At 49.4% G+C, this 18902-nt stretch carries 14 protein-coding genes and 1 tRNA gene; 8 read left to right on the top strand and 7 right to left on the bottom strand.

The annotated features are described in order from the left end of the window. Positions 1 to 139: 139 nt before the first annotated feature. Complete coding sequence (locus CRO03_RS05360) at positions 140 to 532, bottom strand: c-type cytochrome (RefSeq protein WP_097110598.1); 393 nt, start codon at positions 530 to 532, stop codon at positions 140 to 142. 605 nt (positions 533 to 1137) lie between these two features. Between CRO03_RS05360 and polA the strand changes: the two genes are divergently transcribed. Then, positions 1138 to 3915, top strand: coding sequence for a DNA polymerase I (polA, locus tag CRO03_RS05355; RefSeq protein ID WP_097110597.1), 2778 nt, complete (start codon positions 1138 to 1140; stop codon positions 3913 to 3915). A 448-nt stretch (positions 3916 to 4363) separates the two neighbouring features. Here the strand turns inward: polA and yihA are convergent, their stop codons facing one another. Further along, on the bottom strand, positions 4364 to 5002 hold the full coding sequence (gene yihA, locus CRO03_RS05350) for a ribosome biogenesis GTP-binding protein YihA/YsxC (RefSeq protein WP_097110596.1): 639 nt from the start codon (positions 5000 to 5002) through the stop codon (positions 4364 to 4366). A 181-nt stretch (positions 5003 to 5183) separates the two neighbouring features. Between yihA and CRO03_RS05345 the strand changes: the two genes are divergently transcribed. The 4 genes from CRO03_RS05345 (at position 5184) to CRO03_RS05330 (ending at position 8151) form a co-directional block, all read left to right on the top strand. After that, on the top strand, positions 5184 to 5810 hold the full coding sequence (locus tag CRO03_RS05345; RefSeq protein WP_097110595.1) for a c-type cytochrome: 627 nt from the start codon (positions 5184 to 5186) through the stop codon (positions 5808 to 5810). A gap of 616 nt (positions 5811 to 6426) precedes the next feature. Beyond that, entirely contained in the window at positions 6427 to 7083 is a 657-nt protein-coding gene (locus CRO03_RS05340; RefSeq protein ID WP_097110594.1) for a class I SAM-dependent methyltransferase, read from the top strand. Positions 7084 to 7114: 31 nt separating this feature from the next. Continuing rightward, positions 7115 to 7672 (top strand): Der GTPase-activating protein YihI, encoded by a 558-nt coding sequence (gene yihI, locus CRO03_RS05335; protein WP_097110593.1) that lies wholly within the window; start codon positions 7115 to 7117, stop codon positions 7670 to 7672. Continuing rightward, positions 7672 to 8151: a DUF2489 domain-containing protein gene (locus CRO03_RS05330; protein WP_097110592.1), complete on the top strand. Its 480-nt coding sequence runs from the start codon at positions 7672 to 7674 to the stop codon at positions 8149 to 8151. The genes yihI and CRO03_RS05330 overlap by 1 nt, the downstream gene beginning before the upstream one ends. A gap of 49 nt (positions 8152 to 8200) precedes the next feature. Here the strand turns inward: CRO03_RS05330 and CRO03_RS05325 are convergent, their stop codons facing one another. The 3 genes from CRO03_RS05325 to CRO03_RS05315 form a co-directional block, all read right to left on the bottom strand. Beyond that, positions 8201 to 9484 (bottom strand): metal-dependent hydrolase family protein, encoded by a 1284-nt coding sequence (locus CRO03_RS05325; protein ID WP_097110591.1) that lies wholly within the window; start codon positions 9482 to 9484, stop codon positions 8201 to 8203. Between the two features lie 102 nt (positions 9485 to 9586). Beyond that, positions 9587 to 10126, bottom strand: coding sequence for a DUF1285 domain-containing protein (locus tag CRO03_RS05320; RefSeq protein WP_097110590.1), 540 nt, complete (start codon positions 10124 to 10126; stop codon positions 9587 to 9589). A gap of 98 nt (positions 10127 to 10224) precedes the next feature. Then, positions 10225 to 10300: transfer RNA gene (locus CRO03_RS05315), tRNA-His, on the bottom strand. A gap of 156 nt (positions 10301 to 10456) precedes the next feature. On the opposite strand from CRO03_RS05315, the gene CRO03_RS05310 reads away from it, so the two are divergent. The 3 genes from CRO03_RS05310 (at position 10457) to CRO03_RS05300 (ending at position 14520) form a co-directional block, all read left to right on the top strand. Next, positions 10457 to 11290, top strand: a complete 834-nt coding sequence (locus tag CRO03_RS05310; RefSeq protein ID WP_097110589.1) for a mechanosensitive ion channel domain-containing protein — start codon at positions 10457 to 10459, stop codon at positions 11288 to 11290. A 2-nt stretch (positions 11291 to 11292) separates the two neighbouring features. Continuing rightward, a complete protein-coding gene (locus CRO03_RS05305) occupies positions 11293 to 12045 on the top strand; it encodes a DUF481 domain-containing protein (RefSeq protein WP_097110588.1) in 753 nt (250 codons plus the stop codon). A 153-nt stretch (positions 12046 to 12198) separates the two neighbouring features. Next, on the top strand, positions 12199 to 14520 hold the full coding sequence (locus tag CRO03_RS05300) for a sensor domain-containing protein (protein WP_097110587.1): 2322 nt from the start codon (positions 12199 to 12201) through the stop codon (positions 14518 to 14520). Here CRO03_RS05300 and sbcC read toward each other — a convergent pair. Together sbcC and sbcD are read right to left on the bottom strand one after the other, a co-directional pair. Further along, entirely contained in the window at positions 14510 to 17539 is a 3030-nt protein-coding gene (gene sbcC, locus CRO03_RS05295) for an exonuclease subunit SbcC (protein ID WP_097110586.1), read from the bottom strand. The two genes, CRO03_RS05300 and sbcC, sit on opposite strands and share 11 nt — an antisense overlap. Next, positions 17536 to 18789, bottom strand: coding sequence for an exonuclease subunit SbcD (gene sbcD / locus CRO03_RS05290; protein WP_097110889.1), 1254 nt, complete (start codon positions 18787 to 18789; stop codon positions 17536 to 17538). Before sbcD ends, sbcC begins: the two co-directional genes overlap by 4 nt. Between the last annotated feature and the right edge of the window lie 113 nt (positions 18790 to 18902).

The raw sequence follows: 18902 nt of genomic DNA, 5'->3' as shown, positions 1-18902 counted from the left end.
GGCGTTAAGATAGTTGTTATTATGCACAAAGTTTCGCCACATGGAAGTGATCAGCCGTTAAACAAACTATTTTAGTGCCTTTTTTACAGACAAAAGCCGTGCTGAGCACGGCTTTTGTTTATCTGAATTTTAGTAATGGCTACACGCCGTCGATCATAAACCGGATGGCCGCAGCAATTTCATCTTCGCTGCAGGTAGCACAGGTACCCATGGCCGGCATATTGTTAAACCCTTCAATTGAGTGCTTTAACATCACATCAAAGCCCTGCGCAATACGAGGTTTCCAGGTATCAGCACCCGGCTTTGGCGCGTCCAGCGCGCCCGTGCCATGACAGGCAATACAAGCACCTTTATACACATCTTCACCAGAGCGCGGGCCACTGGATTCGGCTGCAACTTCGGCTTGCTGACCGGCTACATATATCTGTCCCACCGGCGCTATGCGCTTAGCCAATTCTTCATTATTATCCGTACTGGCAATCGCACCAACCGCAAGCAGAAACGAAGCCAGCGCAAAAGTTAGTTTCTTCATTAAAAGTTTCCCGTAGCTTAAGGCAGAATTATATTGCTGCCATTATAGCCTGCAAGCTGACGCAATTAAAAGACTGCAATATCGATCTGAACTGCTGTTTTATTAGTCAGCCACGTTTAATTCCTTTTACGCCACTGTATTGCCGCAGGATCAGCGAGCGTTCTGTTAACTGGTAGCCCGCAAAGCCCCAGCTCACCTGCTTTATGCTTTTAGCTTCTTTAACAGCTAACTTTTAATAGCGAAATTATTTAAAACAACTACTATGCAACAGCCTGGTTTGTGGTAGTCTAATCGACCTACTCAGTCAGGGAATGACCAGGTTGTCACACTCCTTCAGACCCCGTAGAAAGTTTTTCCACAAAGTGGATGTAAAAATAATAATAACAAGGGCGTTCGCGATTTCCCCTCGTTTACATTAAAAATCATGAAGTTATATAACATGCCTATCCATCATTTAATTAAATGTGTGGTTGTTAACTATTAGTTTTACACAAAGTTATCCACAGCTTATCCGCTAAAAACCGACCTTTTCACTCTGTAGCAATTCTGGCTGTCATCCGCTGGCTGTGGCATGCTATAGAAAATTTCTGCAGGACTGCATAGCCATGGTTTATATCCCTAAAAACCCGTTGATATTAGTAGATGGTTCCTCTTATTTATTTCGTGCTTATCACTCGCCACCACACTTAACAAATTCACGGGGAGAAGCCACTGGTGCCATTTATGGTGTAATCAATATGCTGAAAAGCCTGTTGCGCCAATATAATCCCAGCCATATGGCGGTAGTATTTGATGCCAAAGGCCCGACGTTTCGCAACGAGATGTACAGTGAATACAAAGCTCACCGGCCTGCTATGCCGGATGATCTGCGCATTCAGATTGAGCCAATACATCAGATAGTCCGGGCAATGGGCCTGCCACTCTTGTGTATAAGTGGCGTGGAAGCTGATGATGTTATTGGCACGCTGGCCCGGCAAGCCAGTAGTGCCGGACGGCACACGTTGATTTCTACCGGCGATAAGGATATGGCCCAATTAGTGGACGGTCACGTCACCCTGATTAATACCATGACCAATACCTTGCTTGATCCTGAATCTGTGGTCACGAAATTCGGGGTAGGCCCGGAAGCGATCATTGATTACCTGGCACTGATGGGTGACAAAGTAGACAACATTCCCGGCCTGCCTGGTGTCGGTGAAAAAACGGCTGCCGCTTTATTACAGGGTCTGGGTTCTATTGAAAATATTTATCAACAGCTGGATAAAGTGGCTGAGCTGAGTTTTCGCGGTGCCAAGACCATGGCGGCAAAGCTGGCTGAGCATAAAGCACAACTGGAATTATCATATCAACTGGCGACGATTAAAACCGATGTGGAATTGAATTGTCAGCTCGATGAGCTGGCTATTCAACCGGCAGACCGCCAGCAACTGGCCGAGTTATACCGTCATTGTGAGTTTAAACGCTGGCTGGCGGAGATCCTGCAGGATAAAGCACCGGAGCAGCTGGTAACTGACGACCAGCAAACTGCCTCTGATACACAACAAGCTGATGCCGTGCCGCCAACGCTGGACCGCAGCCAATATCAGACCATTCTGAGCCAGGACGAATTTGCAACGTTACTCAGCACCATTGAAAAAGCTGAACTGACCGCGTTTGATACCGAAACCACCAGCCTGGACTATATGCAGGCAGAACTGGTAGGCATGTCATTTGCTGTTGCCCCCGGCCAGGCCTGGTATCTGCCGCTGGCTCATGACTATGTCGGCGCACCACAGCAGCTAAACCGCGACGATGTGCTGGCAGCATTAAAACCCTGGCTACAGGACAACAACAAAGCGAAAGTCGGCCAGAACCTGAAATACGACCGCAGCGTGCTGGCCCGCTATGACATAACTCTGCAAGGTATCCGCTTCGATACTATGCTGGAATCTTACGTGTTTAACTCCGTTGCCAGCCGGCATGATATGGATAGCCTGGCGCTGAAGTATCTTGGCCATAGCAATATCAGTTTTGAAGATATTGCCGGCAAAGGGGCCAAGCAACTTAGTTTTAACCAGATTGCACTGGAACAGGCCGCGCCCTATGCCGCGGAAGATGCTGATGTCACCCTGCAACTACATCTTAAATTGTGGCCACAAATCCAGGCAGAGCCGGGCCTGGCAAAGGTACTGACCGAGATAGAGGTACCACTGGTTACGGTGCTGAGTAAAATTGAACGAAATGGCGTACTGATCGACAGTAAAGTACTGGGTTTACAGAGCCAGCAACTAACCAAGCGGATTGATCAGCTTGCTGAACAGGCTTACCAACAGGCAGGCCAGACCTTTAATATGGCATCACCCAAGCAATTGCAGGAAATACTTTTTAACCAGATGGGCTTACCGGTATTGAAAAAAACCCCGGGCGGCACCCCATCCACTGCCGAAGACGTACTGGCAGAGTTAGCGCTGGAATACGACTTTCCGAAACTGATCACTGAGCATCGTGGCTTAAGCAAATTAAAGTCGACCTATACTGATAAACTGCCAAAAGTAATTAATCCGGCCACCGGGCGGGTACACACCTCTTATCATCAGGCTATTGCTGCCACCGGGCGGCTGAGCTCAACCGAGCCTAACCTGCAGAATATTCCTATTCGCAGTGAAGAGGGCCGCCGTATTCGCCAGGCCTTTATTGCTCCACAAGGTAAAAAAATTCTGGCCATCGACTATTCGCAAATTGAATTAAGGATTATGGCGCATTTATCGGCTGACAAAGCACTGCTCGATGCCTTTGCTCAAGGCCTGGATGTGCACAAAGCGACCGCAGCAGAAGTATTTGGGGTAGCACTTGAGGATGTCAGCAGCGAACAACGTCGTCAGGCAAAAGCAGTAAACTTTGGTTTAATTTATGGCATGTCGGCTTTTGGTCTGGCCAAACAGCTGGGGATCAGCCGTAGCGATGCTCAACGCTACGTCAACCGCTACTTTGAGCGCTTCCCCGGAGTACTGCGCTATATGGAAGATACCCGTAAGCAGGCGCATGAACTGGGGTATGTCGAGACGCTGTACGGCCGCCGGCTGTATCTGCCCGATATTAATGCCCGCAACATGGGTCGGCAAAAAGGCGCGGAGCGGGCCGCGATTAATGCACCAATGCAGGGCAGCGCGGCCGACATTATAAAGATGGCAATGATCAAAGTTGATAGCTGGCTGAGCAGCCAGCAAAATGATGACATAAAAATGATTATGCAGGTACACGATGAACTGGTATTTGAAGTGCCTGCAGCAAACCTGACATCGGTGCAGACTGAACTGGTCGCCATTATGGAAAGTGCTGCCAGTTTAAAGGTACCGCTCCTGGCCGAAGCTGGCAGCGGTGATAACTGGGATCAGGCGCACTAGCCTGGACCAGAGTGTCACCAAGTATGGTAATTTAATTACATTAAGCAGCGTAATATGGCTAATAATAATTTTTTTGTAGTTTTATTACATAAAAACTTGCAATTATTGGCCAAGTGGCTAAAATTTGTCGGGTAGGGTACAGAGGTAAGATGTTCTATCTTTCAGGGCCACGCCACTATGGCAGGCTATAGAAAGTAGGCTTATTTAGCCGCCCCGCTGTTTTGCAGCGGGGCGTTTTTTTATCTGAAAATAAGTACTACTGGTAATTGATGCCAGCCGAAACTGAAATTAAGCAATATTTTTTAGAGTAAATACTTTAAACGCGGGAGTTTTGTTGTATAATGGCGCTGTCTTAGCGATAAGACACCCTGTTGATTTGAATTATTAGCTTCTCCCCGATTGCTATAGCCGACACTTTTTAGTGTCGGTTTTTTTATGGCTGCCTTTTTTAACCAGCCGCGTCCGGCGTATTTGGGTTGCTGTCAGTGCTAAACCAGTTATCCAGGGTTTGTTCAAATTCCGTCATACCAATTTTGGTAAGTGAACTGAACATATGCACTGTGACATCGCCCATAAATGCCAGGGACGCTTCCCGCACTTCCAACAAGGTTTTTTTGCGGGCACCCGGCCCAAGCTTATCGGCCTTGGTTAATAAAATAAGCACCGGTAACTCGCTTTGTACCGCCCAGTGCACTAATTGCTGATCCAAATCTTTCAGTGGATGACGGATATCCATCAATACCACTAAGCCTTGCAAACTCTGGCGTTTTTCCAGATATTGCGACAGTGATTTCTGCCATTTTTCCTTTACAGCCAGTGGTACTTTGGCAAAACCATAACCAGGTAAATCTATCAACCTTTTGTTCTCAGCAAACACAAACGTATTGATAAGTTGGGTACGGCCAGGTGTTTTACTGGTCCGGGCTAAACTATTTTGCCGGGTCAGCGTATTTAAAGCACTGGATTTACCTGCGTTAGACCGGCCGGCAAAAGCTACTTCAATACCGCTGTCGGCCGGTAATGCCTTAATATCAGGGGCGCTGGTTAAAAAAGTAGCTTGTTGGTAATTGAATTTTGCTTTGTACACTGCCTGCTCCGGCGGTTAAATTTGGGCCATTGTAACGGATCTGACGGATCGGAAGAAGCTTTTGCAACACAGATGGGATTTTACTTTGGGCAGTTTCGTGTAAAATGGCTGCACTTATTCTTATAAACGAACTTGGTTGCCAGTTTGCTGGCGGTTTAATGCGGACAGAGACGGATATAAAATGAAAAAACTCGTACTTCCACTGACGCTGTTAATCGGTTTAATCGGTACAGCTAATGCCTTTGATGGCGATGCTGAAGCAGGCAAAGCTAAATCGACTACCTGCGTAGCCTGTCATGGTACTGACGGCAACAGTATGGTAGATATTTATCCAAAAATTGCTGGCCAGCATGCAGAGTATCTGTATAAACAGTTAACTGATTATAAACTGGGTATGACGACAGGCGGTAAAGATGGCCGTAACAACGCTATTATGTTCGGGATGGTCGCCACGCTGAGCGATCAGGACATGAAAGACCTGGCCGCATATTTTGCCTCACAATCGATGAAAAGTGGCACGACACCGGAAGATGTCATCGCTAAAGGGCAACAATTATATCGCGGTGGCGATCAGGCCCGCGGTGTCGCAGCCTGTATTGCTTGTCATGGTCCACGCGGTGTTGGTACCAGCCTGGCGGGCTTTCCAAAAATATCCAGTCAGCATGCCTCTTACCTGAAAGCGACCTTGCTGGAGTTTCGCGACGGAACCCGTGCCAATGACATGAATGGCATGATGGGTGATATCGCCAGAAAACTGACTGATGAAGACATTGAAGTGCTGTCGCAATATTTAGGCGGCCTGCACTAAGTAACACCCTACTGAGCGATACCCTGCTGACGGGGTTCAGGCCCCGTCACGGTTCTTTTTTGTAAGATATTTCTCACACCGCTGTAAGCAATCTGCTATTTCATAAAAAATATTGAACTTTTCTCATTTCATAAAAAATCTTTAAATGTTTGATTTATAACAGCTAGCTGAATATTCAGTTATTAAAATTGCATTTTTTTTCAGCAGAGGCTTGTCATCCGCTCAGATCAGAGTAAATTAAACCCAGTTACGTTTAGTAACAAATAACAACAGGGAACTGCGCAAGCGGCAAGGAAGTAAGTGCCGATATCGGTACACTCTATTTGGCATCAGGAAGGTGCATAGCGTTGCAAGACGCCCAGGGATGAGTAATAAAGTACCAGGATGGTCGTGAAGAATAAAATTTTATACATGGAAGATACGCAATAATATATGGAACTTGTATTAACAGGGTCGTTGTAAACGCATCAGGATGATTTAGCGAAATTGAGAGAAGTGTCCACCTAGACACAAGTATACGGGGCGATAAGGCTATCTTATCGCCCTTTTGTTTTTTACAATAAAGCGTTTTCAATATCAGGTGAGCCCTGAGAACGATGTTGTATTGAGGTCAACTATGGCGCTGTCTGCCAATTCCTACTGTCCGCTGTGCCGGGCAACCGGGCCGGAGTTATATCATCAGGATAAACAGCGCAGCTATTTCAGGTGCAATATCTGTGCACTGGTATTTGCCGATCGTGGCAGTTTGCTGAGCCGCGACGCTGAATATGCTCAGTATCTGCTGCATAACAATGATCTTAACGACAATGGCTACCGGCAATTTCTGGCCAGGTTAAGCGAGCCGCTACTGGCAAAGTTACCCGGTGTTGGCCATTCAGGCCTCGATTACGGTTGCGGCCCCGGGCCTCTGCTGGCAAAAATACTAACCGAGGCAGGCCAGCAAATGCAGCTATGGGACCCTTTTTTTGCAGACGACCCTGTTGTGTTACAGCAGCGATATGATTTTATCTGTTGCAGTGAAGCGATAGAACATTTTGTTCAGCCCCAACATGAGTGGCAACTCTGGCTGCAATTGCTTAAGCCAGCAGGTTTGCTGGCGATAATGACCAAGCGTTACACCGATTCAGAGGCATTCAGCCGCTGGCATTACAAAAATGATCCGACTCATGTCAGCTTTTTTCATCAGGATACATTCAGCTGGCTGGCAGCCCAGGCAAAAATGACTGCTGACTTTGTGACGAATGATGTGGTGATCCTGCAGAAAACTGGTTAAAATACGCGCCCTTTTTTACAGGTATCCTGTTATGACGCGTCAAAAGAAAAGTCGTAGTACCGGCAATAATGGCCAACGCCATATGCCTGCAGCAGAAGCTCGCAAACTGCGCCAGCCCAAAGAAGAAACCAAGAAAAAAGGCGCAGGTAAAAAATCCGGCAGCCGCAACGCGATTGTAGAGCAAAATACTGCACCGCACGCGCAACACAATGGCCCGAAAGACCCCAGAACCGGCAGTAAAAAACCAATAGCACTGGTCGCTGAACCGGCGGTAACACCGCAAATTAAGCCAGATTTGCAGCCTAAAGCCAAACTAAGCAAGGTGGTAGTGCCTGGTTTAACTGCTGCCGAAGAACTGGCAATGATTGAGAACGACACGCAGTTGCAGCAGTTGCTGGAACGGGTAGAAAATAACGAAGTGCTGACCGGTAAAGATGCCAAGTATTTTAATGCGAAAACAGCCAGGCTGGAGCAACTGCTGGAGCAACTCGGCCTGACAGAGCAAGCGGACGCTGCAGAAGATGACGATCCACTGGCCCAGTTTGAGCGTATTGACTGGCGTAAGTCTATTTTAGGTGAAGAGGATTAATGCAAAACCCCTGGTTGATATTTCTGATTGTGCTGGCGCTGCTAATAATTGCCGGCCTGGCATTTTACGCCGGCAAGCTGTTGTGGCTGCTACAGCAGCAGAGTAAGCAGCGAAAACAACTGGCAGCAAAGCAACAGCAGCAACAATTGCAAAATCAACGGTATGTTGAACAAAGCATTTATACTATCTGCAAAGCGGTAGATGCCGGCCAGTGTGAGTTGTCAGAAGGGGCACTGCGGGTATGGGTGTTGCTTACTCGCTTACCGGAACAACAGCAGGGGCCGCTGGCAACTGACTACCCGGGTATTTTTCAGATGTATCAGACAGTGAAAGATATGCCCACTCATCAGGCGCGGAAACAGCAGAGTAAACAGGCTACCTTAGCTCAGGACAAGCAGCGGCTGCAGGCTGAACAAACTTTAGCGCCACAAATTATGTCCGACACCAGCAAGCTATTACAACGCTTTAAGCCAGCTTGAGAGTGGACTAAACCGGCATTAGTTACATAAAGCCGGCTATGTTTGCATATTACTGTTTATAAACAGTACCGGCTTTCATAACAAACCTGACATCGCCCATCACGGTAATGTCCTGCAATGGGTCGCCGGATACCGCAATAATATCTGCAATTTTACCGCTGCTAATGCTGCCTAATTCAGCCTCAACTCCCAACAACCTTGCGCCTTCAATGGTTGCCGACTGAATAGCAGCCATCGCTGGCATGCCAGCTTCGGTCATATAAATAAATTCCCGCCAGTTTTCACCATGCGGAAAAACACCGGCGTCGGTACCAAAAGCGATTTTCACCCCGGCCTTATAGGCGTTACCAAAAGTTTGCTGAATTAGTTTGCCGATGCTGGCCGCTTTGGGCCGCACCAGCTCCGGGAAAAAGCCGCTGATCGCCGCCTTTTCTGCCGCCCATTTCCCGGCGCTGATAGTGGGCACGTAGTAAGTACCCTGCTTCCGCATCAGGGCAAAAGTGGCGTTATCCATAAAGGTGCCGTGTTCAATTGAATCGACGCCAGCTTTGATTGCCCGCTCCATACCCTCTTTACCATGCGCATGCACAGCGACTTTCATCTCATAATCTTTGGCCGTTTGCACCACAGCAGCCAGCTCAGCATCGGTAAACTGCGGATTGGTGCCACTTTTAGCTACGCTCAACACGCCACCGGTACCCGTCAGTTTAATCAGATCAGCACCTTCTTTATAACGCTGCCGCACAGCTTTTCGGGCCTCTTCCGGGCCATTAATTACCCCTTCCTTCGGACCCGGGTCGCCCATCTGGGCATAAGCAACGCCATTAGTTGGGTCAGCATGTCCCCCGGTTGTGGCAATAGACTTACCCGCAGCATAAATTCTCGGGCCGTTAACATAGCCCTGGTCTATCGCTTTGCGTAGTGCGACACTAATGTGATAACTGTCACCCAGTTCCCGCACTGTGGTAAAGCCAGCCATTAAGGTTTTTTCAGCAAATACGGCACCGCGCAGGGCAAAATCAGCTTCATTCAGGCGCTGGCCTTCACTGTAAACTGTAGGGCTGAACTGAGTATAAAAGTGGGTATGCATATCCATTAAACCCGGCATAACGGTATGTTGGCTTAGATCAATCAGGGTATCGTCCGCTGTGGGCTGACGAAAGCCTTTCGCTATCGACGAGATTTTTTCACCATCAATAATAATAGTTTGTTCAGTCAATACTTTACCGTCTTCAACATTAATCAGCTTGCCGGCGTGGATTAGTGTTGCTGCACTGGCAGCAGTAGCGTTAATGCTTAGACAAATGGCGACAGATAATAATGCTTTGCGCATAGTGTGGTTTCCTTACAATGATTACTGCACTGTGCACCTGGCAGCCAGATGTTAGCAACCAGCCTGCGATACAGCCCATATTTTGTACGTTGAGTGGCTAACTCAGACCAACACGCCCAGCGTAAACGGATAACCAGCACTTTTCAGCTGATAATGACTGGCGCCATTCCAATAGACTTCGCTGCATTGCTCAATTAACTGGTAATAGGTATTGCGGTTTAAACGGGCTGATAAACCGCGCCATAATTGCAGATAGGGCAACTGCTGTTGCGCAAACGTCTTTAAACGCAGTGGATACTGCGGCGTGACACTAACGGCATCACCAATATTAGTGGTTAACGTTAGCAAAGGCCCGTTAACCGTGTCCTGCCATTGGCTGGCAACCACCAGGAAAGGGGCGTCTTCAACCTGGATCCGTACTTTTTCTACCGGCGTTTGCAAATAATATTGCTGCTGCTGACAAATCAGGACTGACGCAAAGAGGCGCACCATCGGCTGGCGGCGGATTTCACTGCCCTGATACAACCAGCGGCCATCAGCAGTAATCCGCAGCGGCAAGTCGCCACAAAATTTGGGTTGCCAGCTCTCAACCGGCGCTAGATTGGGGCACTGTAACTGCTGTTGAAGTGACGCTAAATCCATTTCATTAAGGGTATTTACTGAAAGTGATCTTAACCATAGAGGGAGGACGTAGCAGGGTCAAGCCAGGCAGAATGCGTTTGTAGGTTTGAAGAATATAGTGGGGTGACTGATGGGGCTCGAACCCACGACAACCGGAATCACAATCCGGGGCTCTACCAACTGAGCTACAGTCACCGTCGCATTCGTCAATTATTCTAGCTAAATTTGCTTTAGCAACCAAGTTTTTTTAGCTTTTTGCCGACCCGGCGTACCATCACAGGCCCAAGATTGCTAAACTTGCAAACGTGCTATCACAAGCTGGCCTGAATTGTTTAACAAAAGGGGTGTGTAATGGAAGAGATAAACACGTTTTTTCAGGAAAACCATGAGGTAATACTTGGCTATCTGCTGCAACTGGTCGCAGCGATTGTCATCTTTTACGTTGGTCGAATTGTCGCCAAAGGGATCTCGCGTCTGCTGGAGCGAGGCCTGCTTGCGCGCTCAGTAGACAAGGCTGTGGTCGCTTTTCTGGTCAGTATTGTTTATGCCATTGTGCTGATCGCAACAGTACTGATGGCCTTATCGCAAATTGGGGTGCAAACCACCTCATTTATTGCCATTTTGGGTGCCGCTGGTCTGGCTATTGGCCTGGCACTGCAAGGTTCACTGGCGAATTTTGCCTCAGGGATCTTAATTATTCTGTTCCGCCCGTTCAAAGCCGGCGACTTTATTGATGGTGGTGGTGTTTCCGGTACTGTTGAAAAAATAGAGATTTTCCAGACTCAGATGACAACCCCTGATAATAAGCGGGTTATTGTTCCCAACGCCCAGATCACCGGTGGCCCGATTACCAATTACTCATCTGAGCCTATCCGCCGGGTTGATTTGGTGATTGGTATCAGTTACGACTCAGATTTACTGCTGGCGAAGAAGTTACTGGAAGAAATTTTGCAAAATGATGAGCGGGTACTGGCTGACCCGGCATTCAGCATTAAGGTTGGCGCGCTGGCTGACTCTTCAGTTAATTTAAACGTACGCCCCTGGGTTAACTCAGCTGATTACTGGGGCGTGTACTGGGATACGCTGGAAAAAGTAAAACTGACCTTTGATGAGAAAGGTATCGGTATACCCTTCCCGCAAATGGATGTGCATTTAATCAAAGAGCAAGCAGATACTAAGGAGTAAGCATGAAGTTTTTCACTGTCCTGGCGCTTGGCAGTCTTGCTGCCAGCAGCGCCCTCAGTGCGCAAGAAGCCGGAACTGATGAAACCAGGGTATGGCAAACCTCAGCAGAGCTGGGGGCCATTACCACCTCAGGTAACACCGTGGGCACATCAATAACCGGCAAAATTGACGCCCGTCAGGAACTGGAGTCCTGGAGCAATCAGTATATTTTCAGTGCTTTCTTCAAAGAGGATGAAAAAACGGATGCCGATGGTAATACCATCACAGAGCGCTCTGCTGAACGTTATCTTATTTCTGCCAAAGGTGCCTATAAACTGGCTACTGAACACGATAATTTATTTGTTATCGGCTCACATACCAGCGATAAGTTTGGTGCTTTTGAGAAGTACAATACGGTTGCAGTCGGTTACGGTACCCGGCTTTATGACGCTGAAACTCAACATCTGGACGTAGAAATTGGTCCCGGTTATTTTAGCGGCACCCGGGCGACCGGTGAATCTGAAAGCGGCTTGATTATCCGTGGTGCGGCAGCATACAACTGGCAAATCAGTGAGTCTGCAGCCTTCAGCCAGACCCTGAGTGTTGAATATGGTGATGATAACACCCGTACTATTGCAGAAACTGCACTGACCGCCAAAATTAACGGTGCTATGCAGATGAAAGCGGCCTTTCTAATTCAGAACGATTCTGACGTTCAGCCAGATAAAGAAAATACTGACACCCAAACCTCCCTTACCCTGGTCTACTCTTTTTAATCTGATAACGCCTTAGCCGGCTTTCTCGGCTAAGGCGTTCTTATTAAATAAGAATCTCATCTAATTAGTTTTTTAATTTAAAATTTTAAACTATGCTTAATTTCCTAACCGCCTATTAACGGCGTTTCGTTATTTGTGCCAGAGATGTAACCAATGAAACAAAACCGCTCCGCCAGAATGTTGCGTCTGTACCCAATTATGGGTGTGCTGATGTATCTTCTGCTTGGCGTTATCTGGATATTATTTAGTGACAAACTAATATTAATCATCGCTGACAACTCAGAGCAACTTATTCGTTATCAAACCTATAAAGGGCTGTTCTACATAGGCTTGACAGGGCTCCTGGCCTGGCTGCTGTTACGTCAGCACCAGCGTTTAACCGAGTCATTGCAGGCGAGTGAACAAGCGTTCAGCCAGACCTTTGATCATGCCGCTGCGGGTATCGCCCACACTAACGCCAGTGGTCAGTTATTACGGGTTAATCAACACTTTGCCCGAATGCTTGGCTATAGCCCCTCAGAAATGCTGGATATGTCTTTCCAGCAGATCACTCACCCGGAAGATTTAGATCATGATCAGCATCAGTTTAATCAGCTACTGCAAGATACCATCACCAGCTACACCTTAGAGAAACGCTATTTTAATAAAGCCGGTCATACTATCTGGGTAAAAATGGCGGTCGCCAAAGCCCCCGACACCGGCGATGCCCCCCCCTATTTTATTGCTGTAGTGCAGGATATCTCTGCGCAGAAACTTGCAGAGCAACAGCTGCTGGAAAGCGAATTGCGTTTCAGAACCTTACTGGATAATGCACCACAAATTTCGGTGCAGGGTTATGATGAGTTTGGCACAACCATTTATTGGAACCGTGCCAGTGAACTCATTTATGGTTACAGTGAAGAGGAGGCAATTGGTCGCAGCTTGCTGGAGTTAATTATTCCTGAAGAAGCTCACTCTGAAGTTCGTCAGGCCATGACCTATATGGCTGAGCATGCTAAGCCTATTCCGGCTGAAGAGCTGACGTTGAAGCGAAAAGATGGCTCGCTGATTTCAGTATTTTCTAACCACGCCGTGGTAAAGCTGCCTGACAAACCACCGCAGATTTTCTGTATTGACATTGACCTGACAGAACGCAAGCGCCAGGCAAAAGAACTGGCCTTTTTAGCCGAGTTCGACCCGTTAACCCAGTTACCCAACCGTCAGCATTTCAGTAACCGCTTAACCAGCGCCGTTAAACTGGCGAAACGTAATCAGCAGTTTCTGGCGGTAATGATCCTCGACCTCGATCATTTTAAAGATATTAATGACAGTTTTGGCCATCAGACCGGTGACAGCCTGCTGCTGCAGGTAACTGAGCGGTTGAACCTGTGTTGCCGGGAAACGGATACTCTGGCCCGGCTGGGAGGTGATGAATTTGTGTTTCTGGTGGAACAACTGGGTCAGCCGGAGGACGCTGCCAGAGTAGCAGACAAAATTCTGCAACAACTACATGCCCCTTTTACCCTTGGCCAGCAAACGGATGTCAATGTGGCAGCCTCTATCGGCATTTGTATTTATCCGATTCATGCCGACAGTGCCGAGGCATTATTACAGGGCGCAGATGCCGCGTTGTACCGAGCCAAAGCCGATGGCCGCAATACTTACAGCTTTTATTCTGACAGCCTGACTATGCAGGCCAGAGCCCGCCTGGTGCTGGAACAACGCTTACGCAATGCCATGAAACAAAACCACTTAACCTGCTATTATCAGCCGCAACTGGACATTAATAGCGGCCGGATTATTGGTGCCGAAGTGTTATTGCGCTGGCTGGACCCGACAGATGGTGTGATAAGCCCGGATACCTTTATCCCACTGGCCGAGGCCAGCGGTCTAATTCACCCGATAGGTCACTTTGTTTTGCAACAAGCCTGCCGCCAGGGCCAGGCCTGGCAACTGGCAGGCCTGGACAATATTAATCTGGCCATTAACGTTTCAGCGCAGCAATTTAATAAAGGAGACCTGCAGCAGAAAATAACCGGCATTTTGCAGGAAACCGGCTTTGATCCTGGCTGTCTGGAATTAGAAGTTACCGAAAATGCCTTAATGGGTGACGAAGATGTGGTGATAAAAACCATGACGGCCCTCCGCGCCCAGGGTATTAAACTGGCTATCGACGATTTTGGTACCGGTTATTCTTCGTTGGCTTACTTAAAACGTTTGCCACTTGATGTGCTGAAAATTGACAAACGTTTTATCGAAAACTTACCTTCCGCCGAGGATGATCAGAGTATCGCCAAAGCAATAATAGACCTGGCGCATAACCTGCGCTTTAAAGTGCTGGCTGAAGGGGTGGAAACGGCTGAACAACTGGCATTTTTGCGCCAGCAACATTGTGATTATTATCAGGGCTATTATTTCAGCAGGCCGGTACCGGCCGCCGAATTTGCTGAATTACTGAAAAAACAACGCGGCCCGGCGTCCAGCGCTACTGACTGATCCGGATTTGGCTGTAACCCAACCCCTGCTGCTTTTCCAGTGTTATTTGTACCGGTACCCGCTGCTTTAACGCCTCCACGTGGCTGATAATACCGATCATCTTGCCACTGGCATTTAGCTGGTCCAGCACGGCCAATGCGCTTTCCAGCGTATCAGCGTCCAGAGTACCAAACCCCTCATCCAGAAATAACGAATCGATACTGGTCTTGCTGCTGACTAAATCCGATAACGCCAGCGCCAGCGCCAGGCTAACCAGAAAGCTTTCACCGCCCGACAAGGTTTTGGTATCACGTGCTGCATCGGCTTGCCAGGTGTCCAACACCTGCAGCTCCAGTTCTGCACTCGGGTGGCGTGCCAGCTGGTAACGGTTATGCAGCAACTGCAGCTGACGGTTAGCCAGCACCACCAATTGTTGCAGGGTCAGGCCCTGAGCAAAACGCCGGTACTTTGCGCCATCAGCCGATCCTATCAGGCTGTTCAGTCGCTGCCATATCGCCAGGTGCTGCTCTGCACTGGCAATCTCTGCCAGTAAACTCTGCTGAGCGGTGCGTCGTTGCTGATCATTGCTTAGCTGATGCTGCAGCCGGCCCTGCTGCTCTGTAAGCTGCTGGACCTGTTGTTCCAGTTGTTGTAACTGTTGCTGCAATTGCGCTTGTGATTCGCTGCTGAGCTGTTGCCTGGTTAGCTCGTCGACGCGTTGCTGCCGATCCGTTAATAGTCGATTGATTGCGACCTCAGCTTGATGCAGGTGTTGCTGCAATGCTGAAAGTTCACTCAGCTCGGCATCACTTAACAATGCTGCCAGAAAAGCTGCCTCATCGTTAAAATTACTGGCAGCAATGGCTTGTTGCCATTGCTGTGTGGCTTGTTGCTGCCCGGCCGTGGCCTGTTGCAACTGCTGTTGTAACTGTTGCTGCTGTCCTGCCAACTGCTGCAATTGTTGTTGCAGCTGTTGCAACTGGCTTTTCAGATCAGCCAGATCACGGCACGGAGACGTTACTTTTGGCTCGGCGTGTTGCAGAGCCTGCCATTGCGCTTTCCAGCTTGCCAGCTCGTTGCTTCGTGTCTGTTGCTGCTGAGCCAGGTTTTGTTGTTGCTGGGCCAGCAAGGCCAGCTGATGCGCAACATCAGTTTGCCGGCGCTCTGTTTGCTGCTGCTCTGATACCAGTTGCTGTAACTGTTGTTGCTGCTGCTCCAGTTGGGTTAGCTGTTGCGCGTTGGCGGTCAGTTGTTGCTGTAGCTGGTCATAGTGCTCATTAAGTGTCCGGGTAAGGTTGGCGTTGTCTGCAGGCATTGCCGCAGCAACCAGGTCCAGCAGCAGCGGTTGTAACTGGTGTTGCAACTCTTCCAACTCAGCCTGTTGTTGCGTGGCCTGCCGTTGTAACTGCACCATTGCAGTATTCAGCTCTGCCTGACGGGTCCGTGCCGTTTCACCCTCAGTTTGCACCTTACTCAGCGCTGCTTCTTTTTCGGCCAGTTGTTTAGCGGTGGCCGACCCATCCAGCTGCTGATACTCACTAACTGCAGGGTGCTCCGTGCTGCCACAGAGCGGACAAGGCTGCTCCGGCTGCAAGTTCGCTCTGTGCTCCGATAACTGCATAATCAATTGCTGTTGCGCCAGAAGCTGCTTTTTATCGGTGATTTGTTCGCTCAGGCTTTTAAAGCGGCTGCGTAACATGGTCAGCTGCTCAGCAAGCGGCGCCAGCTGTTGTTGCTTGTCACTAAGTTGCTGTTGTAGTTCTGTCAGTTGTTGCTGCCATTTTTGCTGCTGCGCCAGCAGCCGTTGTGCTTGTTGCAGCTGATACAGACGTTCACGCTGTTGTTGTTGCTGCTGGCGCAATGTTGCCGCATCACCGCCTTGCCCCAGCCTGGCCAATTGCTGTTTAAGAAGAGTGTGAGCATCAGTTTGCTGTTGCAGTGTTGCTGCCAGCTGGCGTTGTTGTTGTTGCAGGTCTTGCTGCTGCTGGCTGAGTTTTTGCTGTTGTTGTTCTGCACTTTGCTGTTCTGCCAGTAGCAATTGCCAGCCCTGCCATAACAGTGTGGCTTGCTCAGTGTGACCAGATGCTACATTTTGCTGCAGCTGTTGCTGGTTAGCCTGCAAATCTTGCAGCCGCTGCGCCGCCTGCTGCAATGATTGATAAAGCGGTGCCAGTTTACTGGCCGGCTGATGGTTGCTGAGCCGGACAAGCTTTGGCTGTTGCCTGGCCTGCTCGGCTTTGAGCTCTGCGGCCTCCTGCCGGCTTTGTGCCAGGGCCTGCTCCGCTGCGGTAACTTGCTGACGCCACTGCAGTAGTTGCCGCTGCTGGTTGACCGCCTGTTGTTGTTCACTCAATTTTGCCTGCGCCGCCGCAAGTTCTGCCGCTAACGCTTGCTGTTGCTCAGCAGAAAGTAGCTCTGTCGCCGAGGCTTTCGCTTGCAGCAGTTCCAGTGCACTTTTGTGCTCGCGGGCATCGCTGAACACTTGTTCTGAAATCCGGCCATAAATGTCGGTCCCGGTCAGCTCTTCCAGTAATTCAGCGCGCTCATTGGCATCTGCATTTAAAAAAGCGGCGAAGCTACCCTGAGCCAACAGCATTGATTTGGTAAAGCGTGCAAAATCCAGCCCGGTCAGCTCGGTAACCAGCTTCAGTTTTTCATTGGTTTTTTCGGCCAGAATAGTGCCATCCAACCGGGCCAGTTCTACTTTTGCTGCCTGCAAGTTGCCATCAGCCTGACCGCGGGCGCGGCGCTGGCTCCAGAACGCCCGGTAGCCCTGACCCGCCACTTCAAATTCAACCTCAGCCAGACACTCACTGCTATGCCGGCTCATCAGTTCGTTGCTGGTAGGCGAGGTTTTTAAGCGTGGTGTCTGATGATACAGCGCCAGACAAATGGCATCGAGAATAGTGGTTTTCCCGGCACCGGTCGGGCCGACGATGGCGAATAAACTGGCACTGTCAAAAGGCGGCAGCCGAAAATCGATGGTCCATTCGCCGCGTAACGAATTCAGGTTTTGCAGCCGCACCGCCAGGATTTTCATCCGTTATCATCCTTGTTGCCTTGCCCCGCGCGCTGCGTTGTATCCCACACTTTAGCCAATACCAGCTGATGCAGCTCCGTCAGCTGCTGTTGCTGCTCAGCCGTTAGCTCTTCATCGGCGAGCCGGGCCTGCCAGACATCAGCCGGAGACAGTTCAGCCAGGCTGGTTTGCTCCAGTTGCTGCAGGCTGCTGCCGCTGCTGGTACGTTCGCGGCGCAGCCTCAGCAGTTCTACCGGCAGCTCACTGAGCAATTTTTCTACCCGGGGCTGCAAGTCGCTTAAATAGCCATCGCTGCTGTTTATTACCACTTCAAGCCATAAGCTGGCCTCATCGGCTAAGGTGTCCAGCAGCGGCTTAAGCATCGCCGGCAAACTGGCTAAATCGGTTTTAATGCTGGCCAATGGCTGAAAGCATGGCACGGCAATGCTACTGACGGCTTTGTCGTTGCCATTAAATTCAAGCAACCACAGCTGCTTTTGCTGGCGGGCTTCATCAAAGCTCAGCGGAATGGGTGAGCCGCTGTAGCGGATGTCGGTGCTGCTGTTCAGCTGTTGCGCCTGATGAATATGGCCCAGCGCAATGTAATCGGCCGGCGGAAATTTACTTGCCGAAAAAGCCTCTAAACTACCGATATAAATATCGCGTACCGACTCTGACTGACTGACGCCGACAGTGGTTAAATGACCGGTCATGATGATTGGTAACTGCAGCTGATGTTGCTCGTTATACTGCCGGGCCAGTTCAAATAACTGCTGGTAGTGGCTGGCGATGGCCTGTTGCAGGTCCTGTTGCTTTTGCTGGCCGCTTTGGCCGGCCTGGCTTTGCAGTAAATCACGCGATCGTAAAAACGGTACCGCCGCCAGCAAACAGGCCGGGGCGCTATGCTGGTCAGTCAATACTAATAACTGCTCAGCTAAGTTAGCCGGAATGGCGGGTATTACGGTGGTATGCAGTTTTGCCAGCAGCTGTTTGCTTTCGGCCAGTACCGCCGGCGAGTCATGGTTACCGCCCAACATCACTAATTGGCAACCCGTTGGTTGTAAATCGACAATAAACTGATTGTATAGCTCGCGGGCATAGCTGGGCGGGGTGGCGGTATCAAAAATATCGCCAGCGACAATTAACGCATCAATCTTAAGTTCGCTTACCTGCGCCACCAGCCAGCGCAAAAAAGCCGCATGCTCAGCAGCGCGGCTTTTACCAATAAAATGCTGGCCAAGATGCCAGTCGGAACTGTGGAGAATCCGCATATCAGCACTATCCACTTAGAAAACCCGTTTAGAGAACCCGTTTAGAGAACCCGCGTAGAGAACCGCCAGCCTAAAGTAAAAAGCCTGACTAGTCAGGCTTTTGGGGCAATCTT

The sequence above is a fragment of the Arsukibacterium tuosuense genome (genome assembly GCF_900215315.1).
In the GTDB taxonomy this organism is placed as follows: domain Bacteria; phylum Pseudomonadota; class Gammaproteobacteria; order Enterobacterales; family Alteromonadaceae; genus Alishewanella; species Alishewanella tuosuense.
The sequence above is the reverse complement of the archived record's forward strand: the minus strand, read 5'-3'. Positions and strand labels throughout refer to the sequence as shown.